The 13,489-nt window shown below is 70.4% G+C and carries 12 protein-coding genes; 11 read left to right on the top strand and 1 reads right to left on the bottom strand.

The window, feature by feature from the left end:
• Window positions 1-137 precede the first annotated feature (137 nt).
• The gene (locus tag K4S16_RS00100) at window positions 138-920 is read right to left on the bottom strand and encodes a DeoR/GlpR family DNA-binding transcription regulator (protein ID WP_235036483.1); all 783 of its coding nucleotides are present in this window, start codon (window positions 918-920) and stop codon (window positions 138-140) included.
• Window positions 921-1,229: 309 nt separating this feature from the next.
• On the opposite strand from K4S16_RS00100, the gene K4S16_RS00095 reads away from it, so the two are divergent.
• The 11 genes from K4S16_RS00095 to K4S16_RS00045 form a co-directional block, all read left to right on the top strand.
• Complete coding sequence (locus tag K4S16_RS00095; protein WP_149256732.1) at window positions 1,230-2,144, top strand: carbohydrate kinase family protein; 915 nt, start codon at window positions 1,230-1,232, stop codon at window positions 2,142-2,144.
• A 14-nt stretch (window positions 2,145-2,158) separates the two neighbouring features.
• Complete coding sequence (locus K4S16_RS00090; RefSeq protein WP_200841590.1) at window positions 2,159-3,046, top strand: hypothetical protein; 888 nt, start codon at window positions 2,159-2,161, stop codon at window positions 3,044-3,046.
• Between the two features lie 5 nt (window positions 3,047-3,051).
• Window positions 3,052-4,449 (top strand): hypothetical protein, encoded by a 1,398-nt coding sequence (locus K4S16_RS00085; RefSeq protein WP_149256731.1) that lies wholly within the window; start codon window positions 3,052-3,054, stop codon window positions 4,447-4,449.
• Between the two features lie 49 nt (window positions 4,450-4,498).
• The gene (locus K4S16_RS00080) at window positions 4,499-5,791 is read left to right on the top strand and encodes an ABC transporter substrate-binding protein (RefSeq protein ID WP_149256730.1); all 1,293 of its coding nucleotides are present in this window, start codon (window positions 4,499-4,501) and stop codon (window positions 5,789-5,791) included.
• A 45-nt stretch (window positions 5,792-5,836) separates the two neighbouring features.
• Entirely contained in the window at window positions 5,837-6,784 is a 948-nt protein-coding gene (locus K4S16_RS00075; RefSeq protein ID WP_149256729.1) for a carbohydrate ABC transporter permease, read from the top strand.
• Window positions 6,785-6,788: 4 nt separating this feature from the next.
• Window positions 6,789-7,604: a carbohydrate ABC transporter permease gene (locus tag K4S16_RS00070; protein ID WP_149256728.1), complete on the top strand. Its 816-nt coding sequence runs from the start codon at window positions 6,789-6,791 to the stop codon at window positions 7,602-7,604.
• Window positions 7,601-9,934: a TIM-barrel domain-containing protein gene (locus tag K4S16_RS00065; RefSeq protein ID WP_149256727.1), complete on the top strand. Its 2,334-nt coding sequence runs from the start codon at window positions 7,601-7,603 to the stop codon at window positions 9,932-9,934. Before K4S16_RS00070 ends, K4S16_RS00065 begins: the two co-directional genes overlap by 4 nt.
• The gene (locus K4S16_RS00060) at window positions 9,924-11,009 is read left to right on the top strand and encodes a Xaa-Pro peptidase family protein (protein WP_160160817.1); all 1,086 of its coding nucleotides are present in this window, start codon (window positions 9,924-9,926) and stop codon (window positions 11,007-11,009) included. Before K4S16_RS00065 ends, K4S16_RS00060 begins: the two co-directional genes overlap by 11 nt.
• Window positions 11,010-11,023: 14 nt before the next feature.
• Window positions 11,024-12,451, top strand: coding sequence for an NAD-dependent succinate-semialdehyde dehydrogenase (locus tag K4S16_RS00055; protein ID WP_149256725.1), 1,428 nt, complete (start codon window positions 11,024-11,026; stop codon window positions 12,449-12,451).
• Between the two features lie 27 nt (window positions 12,452-12,478).
• On the top strand, window positions 12,479-13,174 hold the full coding sequence (locus K4S16_RS00050) for a sulfite exporter TauE/SafE family protein (RefSeq protein ID WP_160160816.1): 696 nt from the start codon (window positions 12,479-12,481) through the stop codon (window positions 13,172-13,174).
• Between the two features lie 93 nt (window positions 13,175-13,267).
• A partial coding sequence (locus K4S16_RS00045; protein WP_200841589.1) for a hypothetical protein occupies window positions 13,268-13,489 on the top strand: 222 nt, incomplete at its 3' end.

Genomic DNA, 13,489 nt, shown 5'->3' with positions numbered 1-13,489 from the left:
CTCTCCACCCTCGGCGAGGAGATTCGCGACGCCGTCGCGCAGCGCCAGGTCGGAGCGCACCACCAGGCCCGAGACCGCACTCTCGGGCTTCCGCACGCGCACGGGACGCCCGAGCGGCAGCTCCGGTGCGCGAGAGCTCAATCGCCGCAGACGATGAGCTCCACGTCGGCCTTCCTCAGTGCCCGAGCCACCTCGTCAGGGGGTGCCGCGTCGGTGACCAGAACGTGCACGGCGTCGAACGCGGTCAGCAGGATCGGCGCCGAGGCTGCGAACTTCGTGTGGTCGGCGAGCAGGACCACCCGGTCACATGCCTCGATGAAGGCCTGCTTGGTGGGGCGTTCCACGTTCGCGGCGACATAGACGCCACCGGGCCCGACCGCAGTCGCCGCCAGGAAGAAAACGTCGGCGCGGAGCCCTGCCAGCGACCGGATGGTGATGTCTCCCACGAGCGCCTGGCTGTCGGCGAGGAGTTCACCCCCCAAGGCGACGACCCGGGCCGCGGGCCGGCCGAGCATGTGCTGCAGCACCGGCACCGAGTGGGTGATCAGCGAGCCGCTGAATCCGGCCGGCAGGTGCGTCGCCAGTTCGTACGCCGTGGTCCCGGCATCGACCGCCACGGTCGAACCGATGTCGATCAAATCCACTGCGCATTCGGCGATCCGGCGCTTGCTCCGCGCCTGCTGTCCGGCCCGGCGGGCGAATCCGGCCGTGCGCAGCGTCCCGTGCGGCAGGCTCGCACCGCCGTGCACGATGCGCAGCTCACCGGCCTCGGAGAGCCGCCTCAGATCCCGGCGGATCGTCATGTCGGACACGCCGAGCATGTCGCTCAGGTCTGCGATGGAGGCGAAGCCCGCGGTGTGCAGCCGCCGCAGGATCGCTTCCCTCCTTGCCGACACCGCTGTCTGCGGCCGGTCTTCCATGACCAATGCCCGGCTCCTCCCTCGTCGTGGCCGCGGCAGCCCGACGGGCACGGCCTTTCCCAAACGGCCGGTGCGCTGGCGATCGGCCGGCCTCAAGGTGTCCCGCGGCAAACCCTACGGCCAGGGGATGCGGCTGACCGCCGGTTCGCGAGCGACAAGCCCGACACATCACCACAGGGTGGAGTCTAGTCCAGAGTGTTGACTTTCTAACACCTCTATGTTTTCTTCTTAACACTCAAGCCAGGGTGAGCGGCGCCACCAGGGCTTTCGCCGCGACGATATAGCCGAGATCGCGCCTGGGAGGCCTTCATGTCCGGTTACCGGTCGGCTCCGATCGTCTTCGTAGGCGCCGCGACCCTGGACGCGATCAGCGTCGTCGACCGGTTTCCGGAGCCGAACGAGCGGCTCGTCGCGGACTCCGTGCTGTACGCGGGCGGGGGGCCGGCCGCGACGGCCGCCGTCGCCGCCGCGCGTCTCGGGGTGGCGGCCGCCTTCGCGGGGACCGTCGGCGACGACGACGAGGGCGACCGGATCATCGGCGGTCTGCGTGCCGAGGGCGTCGACGTCTCCGCCGTCCGCACCGTGCCCGGCAGCCCTTCGCAAGCCAGTGTCGTCCTCATCGATCGCTCTCGCGGGACACGCGCCATCTGCACCCGCGAGGCCTGCCCACTGGACCTCGGCGCCGACCCCGCCCTCCTGCGGCTCCTCGAAGGAGCCGAATGGCTGCACGTCGATCATCATGGCTGGCGGACCGCCCAGTCGCTGGCCGCCCGGGAAGGCACGGCTCGACCGCGCCTGTCCGTTGACGCGGGCAACCCGATCCCCGGCTTCCGAGCACGCGGAGTGGACCTCTACGTGCCGACGGCCGAAGCGCTGGAGGCGGTGTACGGCCCCCTGCCGATCGAGGAACTACTCGTCCGCGCCCTGGACGACGGCGCGGATTCCGTGGTGGCCACCTGCGGTGCCGCAGGCGCCGTCGCGGCCACGCACCGGCACCCCGTCGTCCGTGCGCCTGGACTGGCCACCGACGTGGTCAGCACCCTCGGAGCAGGCGACGTCTTCCACGGGGCACTGCTGGCCGCGCTGGTCCGGCAGATGCCGCTGCCCGTCTGCCTGCGCTACGCGAACATCGCCGCCGCCCTGTCCTGCCGGGGCGTGGACGGCCGTTCGGCGATCCCGACCCATTCCGAAGTGATGTCCGCCATGGACGTCCACGACCACTGAGCCGAGGAGCACGCGTGCCCCAAGCCACGCCATCCACGCCGGACCTGTCCGCACTGCGCCGGCCGTCGGGAGCGTTCGCCATGCTCGCCGTCGACCAGCGCGAGGCGTTGCGGGCCATGTTCGCCGACCACCAGGACGGCCCGGTCGGCGACGAACGCCTGACCGCTTTCAAGCTGGCCGCGACCCGCATCCTCACCCCGTACGCCTCCGGAGTCCTGGTGGACCGCCAGTTCGCCTTCGACCGGGTCGTCGAGGAACAGGCGGTAGCACCGGGGTGCGGACTCATCGCCGCCGCCGACCGGTTCACCAGCGCACACGGCGAGCTCGTCGGTGAGGTCGACGTCGACCCGGACGTGGTCCCTGAAGTCGTCCGGAAGCAAGGTGCGGTCGCGCTGAAACTGCTCGTCCTCTTCCGCCCCGACATCGCATCCGCGGAACGGATCGAAATGGTCGAAGCGTTCGTCGACCGGTGCCGGCAGGCGAATCTGCTCAGCATCATCGAACCGGTGTCCCGCAAGCCGCTGGACGGCTCCCCCTGGGACTGGGACGAAGGGGTGCTGGCCGCGGCCGCCGAACTGGGCTCCCGCGGCGCCGACCTTTACAAGGCCGAGGTGCCGATGCGCGGCCAGGGCGACCCGGCGGAGATCCGCCGGCGCTGCGCACGGCTCAACGAATCGATCGACGGCCCCTGGGTGGTGCTCTCCTCTGGAGTACCGCAGGACGTCTTCCCCGAAGCCGTCCGGCTGGCGTGCCGTGAGGGCGCCTCCGGTTTTCTCGCGGGGCGTGCCGTGTGGGCTTCCTGCCTCGGCGCACCGGATGTGGAGGCCGACCTGGTGGAGCGTGCGACCGCCCGGCTGCGCCATTTGTGCGATGTCGTGGACGCCGAGATCGAAGAGAGGTGACCCGCATGCCACACGTGGTCGTGATTCCGACCGCCCGCCCGACCTTCGCCGTGGAGACCGCGCAGCGGCGCGCGGAACAGGCCCGTGCGCTCTTGGAGGAACTCGGCGCCACCGTTGCCGGTCCCACCGGCCTGGTGATGTCCCCCGACGACCTCCCTGAGGCCGACCGCCATCTCACCGCGGACGCCGACCTGGTCATCAACGTCTGCGCGTCATTCTCCGACGCGACGCCCGCGCTCGCTCTCTACCGGGACCTCGACCGCCCCGTCGTGCTGTGGTCCTTCCGCGAACCGGGACCGGTGGGCGACAGGCTCTGGCTCAATTCGCTGTGCGGCGCCAACCTCTTCGGCCACGCCCTTGTGCGGTCCGGTGGCCGGGTGTGCCTGATCCATGGCGATCCGGACGAGCCGGCCGTGCGCGAGACCCTCCGGGAAGCTCTGGCGGGTCGGCTCCCGCAGGTCGCCCCTCCACCCGCCCGGCACGGGGAACGCGGCCCCGCCGACCAGGCACGGCGCGCGCTCGACAGCCTGCGCGGAAGACGCATCGGCGTCCTCGGCGAGGCACCCGCCGGATTCACGCCCAGCGAGTACGACCCCGCCCTCCTGCGCAGCCGGTTCGGACTCGAGGCCGCCGACCTCACCGTGGACGACGCGTTCGAGAGGATCGACAAGGTCGACGAGGGTGACCGCGCCCGCGAACTCGCAGCGGTCACCGCCGCCCGTCCCAGCCTGGCCGGCCTGGACCCCGCGGAGGTCGGCAGGCACGCCGCCGTCACCAGCGCGCTCCGGCAGTGGGCCGCGGGCGACTCCCTGGCCGCGGTCGCGGTGCGCTGCTGGCCGGAGTTCCCCGTCCGGATGGGCGTGTGCCCGTGCTCGTCGCTGTCCCGGCTCGCCGACGAGGGCACCCCGACGGTGTGCGAACGGGACGTCTACGGGGCGGTCACCATGCTGCTGCTCGAAGCGCTGGGAGCGGGCACCACCTATCTCGTCGACACCGTCGACCTGGACGCCGACGCCAACCTCGTGCGGCTCTGGCACTGCGGCTCGGCCGCCACCAGCCTCGCCGCCGACCCCGGCGCGGCGACGCAGAGCGTGCACTGCAACCGTCGGATCGGCGTTGCCGGTGACTTCCCGCTCCGGACCGGCCCCGTCGTGATGGCCAGACTGACCGAGAACGCCAGCGGCGGACTGCGGCTGCTGCTCACGGCCGGAGAGTCGCTCCCCGCTGACAACCGATTCCAGGGGAACACCGCCGCCGTCCGCCTCGAAGCCGATGCCACCGCCTTCGTCCACGGCCTCGTCACCGGCGGTTTCCCGCATCACACCGTGCTCGCCTGGACCGACGTCCGGCCGGCGCTGCGCACCGCCGCCGACCTGCTCGACATCCCCGTCATCGAATGGTGACGCCCTTCTCGATCTCCACAACCCACCCCTGAGAAAAGGAGAGGCAGCCATGACCGAGCAGCCTTTCAAGACGATCGACCGGCGGCAGATGCTCCGCCTGCTGGGCGCCTCCGGACTGGCCGTCACCGCGGCGGCCTGCGCCGGTCCCGGTTCCGGCACCTCCGCCAAGGCCGGCGGGGTCAAGACCGGCAAGGCCACCGGCAAGATCTCCTTCGCCCACTGGCGGGGCGAGGACAAGGACGTGTTCCAGCAGCTGATCGGCCAGTTCGCCAAGAAGCATCCCGACGTCCAGGTGAGCCAGGACGTCGCCCCCTCCAACGACTACAACGCGCAAGCGCTGCAGCGGTTGCGCGGCGGCAAGGTGGGCGACGCGTTCACCACCTTCCGCGGCTCCCAGTTCGAGGACTTCGTCAAGGCAGGCATCTACGCCGACCTCTCCGGCACCGGCCTGGCCTCCGGCTACGAGAGCGGCCTGATCACACCCGGCGCCCAGAACGGCAAGCAGTACGGCCTGCCGTACCAGGTCGTCTTCCCGATGCCGATCTACAACGAGGACCTGTTCGCCAAGGCCGATGCGGGCGGGCTCCCTTCCGACTGGGACGGGTTCCTCGCCCTGTGCGACAAGCTGAAGGGCAAGGGGATCACTCCCATCGCCTGGCCGGGCGGCGAACCCGGGAACGCGGGCCAGCTGTTCAACTCCATGGTCTCGAACAACGCGCCCACCGACGACATGTGCAGCAAGATCCAGTCCGGCGAGTACAAGTGCACCGACGACTGGTTCATCACGACTCTGAAGCAGTACGCGCAGCTGCGCCCGTACTTCCAGAGCAATCCGACGGGGACCGCGGTGGAGCCGGCCCAGCAGATGTTCGCCACCGGGAAGGCGGCCATGCTGGCGACCGGGAGCTACAACATCGCCGCCGTACGGAAGCTCGGCGCGAAGTTCCCGATCGATCTGATCGCGCCGATCACGACGACCGCCGACAAGGCCCGCAACAAGGGAGTGTCGAACAGCACCTTCATCCTCGGCGTCAACGCCGCCTCCGAGCTGCAGCCGGCCGCACTGGAATGGATCAGGTTCCTCAGCGACCCGGCGAACGCGGGGACCTACGCGAACGCCACGGCCCAGCACGTCACCGTCAAGAACGTCGAGTACACCAACCCGGATCTGAAGAAGCTCGCGCCGTGGCTGAGCCGCAAGACGCTCCTGGCGCCCCGCTACCAGTTCCTCGATCTGGACATCCGCAACGCGGTCGAAGGCGCCTGCGCCAAGGTCGTCGGCGGGGCGCAGCCGGAGAAGGCGGCCGAAGCCGCCCAGCGGGTCGTCGACCAGCGCCGGTGACGAGCGTGGGGCTCCATTCCCGACGACCCCGCGAGGAGGGATGACGTGGCCGCTGTCAAAAGTCCCGCGCGCTCGGTGCGCCGGACTGTCCCCGAGTCGAGGAGACGGCGCGGGCCGACCGCCCGGGTCCGGCCGACCCTCTACCTGTTCCCGCTCCCGGCCGTCCTGCTGCTGGCCGTGTTCTTCGCCGTCCCGACCGTCCAGGCGGTCCAGTACGCCATCACGGACTGGGACGGGTTCAGCGCGACCTATGACAACGTGGGGCTCGGCAACTTCACCCGCGCGCTCGGCAACGACGACCTCTTCCGCAACGCCCTGACGAACAACCTGAAGTTCATGGTGGTCGTCGTCGCCGCGCAGACCGCCCTGTCCCTGTTCCTGGCCGTCCTGGTCGCCAGGAACTCGCGAGCGAACGTCTTCCTCCGGGCGCTGTACTTCTTCCCCACGATCATCTCCTCGGTGTCGGTGGCCTTCATCTGGAAGTTCGTCTACGACCCCAACTTCGGGCTGATCAACCGGACCTTGGGCGCGGTCGGGCTGGACTCGCTCCGCTCGTCCTTCCTCGGCGACGACCAGGCGGCGATCTACTGGCTGGCCCTCACCCAGATCTGGTTCCACACCGGCCAGATGATGGTCGTCTTCGTCGCGGGCCTGCACGCCATCCCGGCGGAGCTGTACGAGGCGGCCGAGATCGACGGCGCGGGCCGATGGGCGCGGTTCCGTTACATCACCTGGCCCATGGTCGCTCCCGCCACCGGCATCGTGGTCGCCTACACGACCATCCAGTCGTTCAAGGCGTTCGACCTGATCCTCGGCCTCGGCGGCAATCCCCCCAAACCCTCCCTCGACATCCTGTCCACCCGCATCTACACCACCTACGCCAATTCCCACTTCGGCTACGCCGCCGCGGAGTCGCTGCTGTTCATGCTGCTGATCGGTCTGGTCACCTTCGCCCAGCGGCGCGCTCTGCGGCTGACACGGGCAGGGGGTTGAGACCATGCTCCACACGCTCGGCCGGCGCACGATCCTCGCGATCTACGCCGTACTGATCATCGTGCCGCTCACCGTCATCGTCTTCGGCACGTTCAAGACGACCCCCGCACTGTTCGCCAACCCGTTCACACCGCCGCGGTCGCTCTCACCGCACAACTACAAGGAGGTCCTCGTCGGGGAGCACCTCGGCACCGCCTTCGTCAACAGCGCGGCGGTCACCCTGGCATCGGTGACGCTGACCCTGTTCATCGGCAGCCTCGCGGCCTACGGCGTGGCCCGGATACCCGGATGGCGCGGCTGGACCATCTTCGGGTTCCTGGTGCTGGGCATGTCGGTGCCCGCGCAGGCGAACATGATCCCGCAATACGTGCTGTTCAAGCAGCTGGGACTGCTCGACAGCCGGATCGGGCTGGTACTGATCAACATCGTGGTGACGCTGCCGGTCGCGGTGTTCATCCTCGGCGGTTTCATGCGCACGCTCCCGAAGACCCTCTTCGAGGCCGGCGAGATCGACGGTGCCGGCACCTGGCGCACCTACTGGTCCATCGTGATGCCGCTCTCGATGCCCTCACTCGCCGCCACCGCGATCTTCCTGTTCGTCATGCACTGGAACGAGTTGCTCTACCCCCTGCTTTTCGTCCAGTCCCCGGAGAAGCGGACGCTGCCGCTCGCACTGCTGAGCTTCCAAGGAGAGTTCCAGACCGACTACCCGCTGCTGTTCACCGGGGTCGTGCTGTCCTCCCTGCCGGTGGTCGTCGGATACGTCTTCCTGCAGCGCTACTTCGTCGCCGGCATCACGGCCGGCGCGGTGAAGGGATGACCGCCGTGCCGCGCGACCTTCCGCCGAGCGCAGAGATCCTGCGCCGTGTCCAGGACGTGCACCGCGACGGCGACGAAGCGGTGCTCCACGTCGCCGCCCACCCCGCCGTGCACCATTCCGGCGCATCAGGATGGCTGACCGGCGAACCGGTCGCGGACCAGGGCGTCGAGGTCACCATGCCCAACCTGCCGGAGCTGGCCCTGCCGCCGCTGGAGAGCCGGCCGTGGCAGGTCCGCATCGGCTTCGCCGGGCCGCGGACGGCGCGCATCGTCATCGCCCCCGCCGGGGCGCGCATGCTGGAAGAGGAGGCGACCTGGCTGGGCATCGTCACCGATCCCCGCTTCGAACCGGTCGAGGCGCGACTGACCGAGAGCCCCGAGCAGGTCACGGTCCGGGCCGGTGAAATCGCCGTCCACGTCGACCGGTACCCCTTCGCCCTCACCGTCACCGGACCCGGCGGCGAGACCGTGCTGCGGACGGGGCAGCGGCTGCGTCAGGTCGCCGGGCTGCCGACCGCTCCCCCGGTCCTGGCCGCCGCCGACGGTGTGACCCTGCACTGCGAACTCGGCCCGGACGAGGAGATCACCGGCTTCGGGGAGCAGTTCGGCCGTCTGGTCAAGAACGGACAGCGGCTCGTCCTACGAGTCGAAGACGCCCTTGGCACCGGCACCGGCTTGTCCTACAAACCCGTGCCCGTCTGGCATTCCACCGCGGGGTACACGGGATTCCTCAACACCGGCGCGACCGTCACGGCCGACGTCGCGCACGACCGGCCGAGCGTGCTGGCGCTCGGCGTGGCCGACGAGGCCCTCGACCTCTACGTGGGCGTCGGGAACGACCCCGCGATCCGGCTCGGCGACCACACGCGCCTGACCGGCCGGGCGCCCCGTCCTCCGCTGTGGGCGTTCGGCTACTGGATGGGCCGCTGCCGCTACCATTCGCGAGACGAGATGGAGCAGGTCGCCGCGGGGATGGCCGCCCACGACGTGCCCTGTGACGTGCTCCACCTGGATCCCGACTGGCTGGTCGTCGACCGGCTCAACACCGACTTCATCTGGAACACCGACCGCTTCGGCGACCGCCGCGACTTCGTCCGCTCCCTCGACCGGCTCGGTAGCCGGCTCTCCGTCTGGGAGCTGCCCTACCTCGATCCCGCCTCCCCCCGGTACGCCGAGGCAGAAGCGGCGGGCCACCTCGTCCGCCGGACGGACGGGACCGTCGCCTCCGTCCGCGGCACGCCGACACCCGACGGCCGCCCGCGCGCATTGATCGACTTCACGAACCCCGAGGCGCGGCGCTGGTGGCAGGACATGCACGGGCCCTTCCTGGACGACGGCGTCGCCGTCTTCAAGACCGACTTCGGGGAAGGGCTGCCCGATGACGCCGCCTTGGCCGACGGCACGCCCTCCCAGCACGCCCACAACCTCTACCCGCTGCGCTACAACGGCGCGGTCAGCGACGCGATCGCCGAACGGACCGGGCGCGCACCGCTGGTGTGGGGCCGGTCGGGCTGGGCCGGCTCGCAGCGGTACCCCGGCCAGTGGGGCGGCGACGCCGAGTCGACGGTGGCCGGCATGCGGGCGACCGTGCGCGGAGGGCTGTCGTACGCCCTTTCCGCACCCGGCTTCTGGAGCCACGACATCGGAGGGTTCTTCGGCCCGGAGCTCACCCCGGGCCTCTACGTGCGCTGGACCCAGCTCGGCGCGCTGTCACCGCTGATGCGCGCACACGGACTGAGGCCACGCGAACCATGGGAATTCGGCGAGCGCGCACTGGCCATCAGCCGGGACTGGATCCGGCTTCGCTACTCATTGCTGCCGTACCTGTGGCAGGTCGCGACGGAATCTTCCGAAAAGGGCCTGCCGATGATGCGCCCAGTCGCGCTGCACTACCCGGACGACCCGGTCGCCACAGGCCTGGACGGACAGTTCCTCCTCGGTGCCGACCTGCTCGTGGTGCCGGTGTTCGACGACAGGGAACAGCCGGTGACCCGCCGCTACTACGTCCCGGAGGGGCGCTGGACGGACCTGCGCAGCGGACAGACGGTCACCGGCCCGGCGTGGCGGCGGGAGAAGGTGCCCCTGGAACACATGCCGCTTCTCGTCCGTCACGGGGCCGTCGTCCCGATGGTCGAGGTACCGGCGGGCCTGCGGCGTTCCGATGACCTGATCGGGCTTCCGTGGGCGCTGCATGTGTTCGGCACCGACGACCAGGACGTCGACCTCATCGGCTTCGACGGTGACGCCGTCCGCTCGCGAGTGCGCGGGGAGCACGCCGAAACGGACGGCACGCAACCCGTCCACCGGATCGTGGTCCGCCATGGCACCTGATCCCGACTTCGCCGAGAGACTCCGGAGGCTGAAGCACCTCGCCGCCCGGCGCGGGGTCGACACCCTCGTACTGCGCGAGCCGGCGACGATCAGCTGGCTCACCGGCGGCCGCTCACACGTGCCCCAGACCCTGGACACCTCCTGCGCGGACATCATCGTCGACGTCCGCGGTGAGCCGGCGGCCATGGTGGTGGTCAACGCCATCGAGGCTCCGCGTTTGCGGGACACCGAGTTCGCCGATCTACCACTGGCCTGGACCACCGTTCCCTGGTGGGAAGACCGCACCGGTTCTCTGCCCGTCGGCCGCACCGTCGGCTCCGACCGTCCGGGAGCCGCGAGTGTGAACCTGAGCGGCGATCTCGCGGCCCTGCGCCGAGAGCTCACCCCTTACCAGGCAGGACTACTGGGCGGTGTCTGCGCTGACGCCGCCGAAGCCACGACGGCGGCGGCCCTTCGGGTCCGCCCCGGCATGACCGAGTACGCGGCGGCGGCTACGCTCACCGACGAACTGCTGTCGCGCGGGCTCGATCCGATCGCCCTGTTCGTCGCCGCCGACCGCCGCGCGGCCGTGCATCGCCATCCGCTTCCCACGATGACCATCATCGGTGAACGCGTGATGCTGGTCTGCTGCGCGCGCCGCAGCGGGCTGGTCTCGAGCGTCACGCGGATCCGCTGCTTCAGGCCGCCGTCCGCCGCGGAGCAGAGCGCCTACCGGCGGCTCCTCGACGTCGAGGCGGCGTTCCTCAACGCATCGCGCCCGGGGACACGACTCGGTGACGCCTTCACCGCCGGCACCGCCGCCTATGCCGAACACGGTTTCGACGCCACCGAGTGGCACCGCCACCACCAGGGCGGGTTCAGCGGCTGGCACCCCCGTGAATACCTCGCCCACGAAGGCAGCGACGACGTCATCACCGAACACAGCGTCGTCGCGTGGAATCCGAGCGCGGATAGCTGGAAGGTCGAGGACACCTGCCTGATCAGCCGCGAGGGGCTCCGCCCGCTCGTCGACGACGGGCACTGGCCCACCCTCACCGTCGCCGGACGGCGGCGTCCCGACCTGCTCACCGTTTGAAGGAGACGAAATCAGTGACCGATCAGGGCACCTTGCTGATCAACGGGAACTGGCGCTCGCTCGAGCGCACCCTGGACGTGATCGACCCGGCCGACGGCAGCGTGATCGGCGCGGTCGCCTGGGGCAGCGCCGCGGAAGCGGTGGAGGCGGCCGATGCCGCGGCGAAGGCCTTCCCGGCGTGGGCCGGCATGCCACCGCGAGACCGAGCCGACATCCTCCTGGCCGCCGCCGAACTGGTGGACCGCAGGCGCGAGGAGATCGGCTCCCTCCTCGCCCGCGAGGCGGGCAAACGGCTTCCCGAGGCGGTCGCCGAAGTCCGCTTCAGCGCCGAATACCTCCGCTGGTTCGCCGAGGAGATCCGCCGCCCGCAGGGCGAGATCCTCACCCCCGAGCAGAGCGGGCGCAGGCAGCTCACCTTCCACCGGCCCGCCGGCGTGGTCGCCAGTCTGACTCCCTGGAACTTTCCCTGCTCCATCCAAGCGCGAAAGCTCGCACCCGCACTGGTGTCCGGCTGCACCGTCGTCGCCCGCGTCTCAGAGAAAGCGCCGCTCGCCGCGACGGAACTGATCCGGACGCTCACCGACGCCGGGATACCTCCGGGCGTGGTCAACCTCGTCCACGGTCCGGCCCCAGAGGTCACCGACGCGCTGCTCGCGCATCCCGCTGTCAGGATCGTCACGTTCACCGGCTCCACCGAGGTCGGCAAGAAGATCATGGCCTTGGCCGCGCGGCGCATCGTGCGGCCGCTTCTCGAACTCGGCGGCGACGCCCCCTTCATCGTGTTCGAAGACGCCGACCTCGACGCCGCGGTCGAGGGAGCGGTGCTGGCCAAGACGCGCAACACCGGCCAGTCCTGCGTAGCGGCCAACCGGTTCCTCGTCCAGGAGAACGTGTACGAAGAGTTCACCGCTCGACTCGCCGCACGGTTGGACGCCATGCACATCGGCAACGGGCTGGACGATCCGTGCCCCGACCTGGGTCCGGTCATCGACGGCCAGCGCGTCGCGGCGGTCACCTCGCTGGTCGACGAGGCGCTCGCCGCAGGCGCGCGCCGGCTCACAGCGGAGCGCCCGGTCCCCTCCAGGGGCAGTTACCTCGCCCCCCAACTGCTCTGTGACGTACCAGACCATGTCGCCCTCGCACGCGAGGAGGTGTTCGGTCCGGCCGCCGCCGTCTCCCGCTTCCGCGACGAGGCGGAGGCCCTCGACCGCGCGAACGCGAGCGAGGTGGGACTTGCCGCCTTCGTCTACACCGCCGACGCAGGACGCGTCTGGCGGCTCGCCGACCACCTCCAGGTGGGCATCGTAGGAGCCAACGACCCTCTGCCGTCCGTGGCGTTCGCCCCGATGGGGGGCGTGAAGCAGTCCGGACTGGGACGAGAGGGCGCCGCCGCCGGGCTCACCGAGTTCCAGGACGTCCGTTACCTGGCCTGGCGGCCCTGAATGCACCTGGCCGGTCTCGGGATCGCCGTGCTGGCCGGCGCCGGTGTGCAGCGAATCACCGGCCTCGGGTTCGCGCTGGTCGCAGCCCCCTTCCTCGTGTTGCTGCTGGGACCCTTCGACGGCGTGCTCCTGGTCAACGCCTGTGGTGTGATCACTGCCTCACTGGTACTCACCCAGGTCTGGCGCGACGTCGACTTCCGGCAGGCGGCCGTGCTGCTCGCGCCCGCCGTCCCCGCCGTGATTCCAGGCGCCTGGGCCGCCAGGCGCCTTCCCGCCCCCCTGTTGGCGATCCTCATCGGGGGGCTCGTCCTCGTGGCGCTGGTCGCCGTGCTGACCAGCGAGAAGGCACGCGTGCTCCGAGGCCGCCCCGGCGCCCTGATCGCCGGCGCCGGCTCCGGATTCATGAACGTCACGGCCGGGGTGGGCGGCCCGGCGATCACTGTCTACGCGGTCTCGACCGGCTGGCCGCACCGGTCCTTCGCCGCCACGGCCCAGTTGATCTTCGCGGTCATCGGCGTCGCTTCACTGCTGGCCAAGGGCCGGCTGCCATCACTCAGCACCGCCGGTTGGGCGGTGACCGCGTTCGGGCTGGCCATCGGAATCATCGCCGGCAACCGGATCGCCGACCGGGTGCCGGCGACCCGCGCCCGCCAAGGCGTCATCGCGCTGGCGCTCACAGGAGCCGCCATCACGGTCGGCAAGGGCGTACTGGAGTTGAGCTGAACCGGTCCAGCCCTCTCCTGGAGCCGGTAGTGAGCGTCCCTTGGCATCCAGCGGGTAGTGACACGGCGCGACGACACTCTCCCAGGAGCAGGCATGGATCGACGTCAGCGACGGAGCCTGCGGCGCGGGAACGCGGCGGCCGCCGTGCTGCACGCCGTCCAGGCGGTGTTGATCGGCGTGCTGGCCACCGATTTCTCCTTGCCGGTCACCGCGGCCTATCTGGCCGGGCCGCCGGGAACGGCTCCACAGAACCCGGTGGTGCTGTTCAGCCTGCCGACCGGCTTCGCCGTGGCCGCCTTCCTGGCTCTGTCGGCG

It is taken from the genome of Actinomadura sp. K4S16, assembly GCF_008327685.1.
In the GTDB taxonomy this organism is placed as follows: Bacteria; Actinomycetota; Actinomycetes; order Streptosporangiales; family Streptosporangiaceae; genus Spirillospora.
The sequence above is the reverse complement of the archived record's forward strand: the minus strand, read 5'-3'. Positions and strand labels throughout refer to the sequence as shown.

Coding starts and splice junctions, on each gene's coding strand:
- K4S16_RS00070 (WP_149256728.1), top strand. CDS start 6,789: ATGCTCCACACGCTCGGCCGGCGCACGATCCTCGCGATCTACGCCGTA.
- K4S16_RS00080 (WP_149256730.1), top strand. CDS start 4,499: ATGACCGAGCAGCCTTTCAAGACGATCGACCGGCGGCAGATGCTCCGC.
- K4S16_RS00060 (WP_160160817.1), top strand. CDS start 9,924: ATGGCACCTGATCCCGACTTCGCCGAGAGACTCCGGAGGCTGAAGCAC.
- K4S16_RS00100 (WP_235036483.1), bottom strand. CDS start 920: ATGGAAGACCGGCCGCAGACAGCGGTGTCGGCAAGGAGGGAAGCGATC.
- K4S16_RS00095 (WP_149256732.1), top strand. CDS start 1,230: ATGTCCGGTTACCGGTCGGCTCCGATCGTCTTCGTAGGCGCCGCGACC.
- K4S16_RS00065 (WP_149256727.1), top strand. CDS start 7,601: ATGACCGCCGTGCCGCGCGACCTTCCGCCGAGCGCAGAGATCCTGCGC.
- K4S16_RS00085 (WP_149256731.1), top strand. CDS start 3,052: ATGCCACACGTGGTCGTGATTCCGACCGCCCGCCCGACCTTCGCCGTG.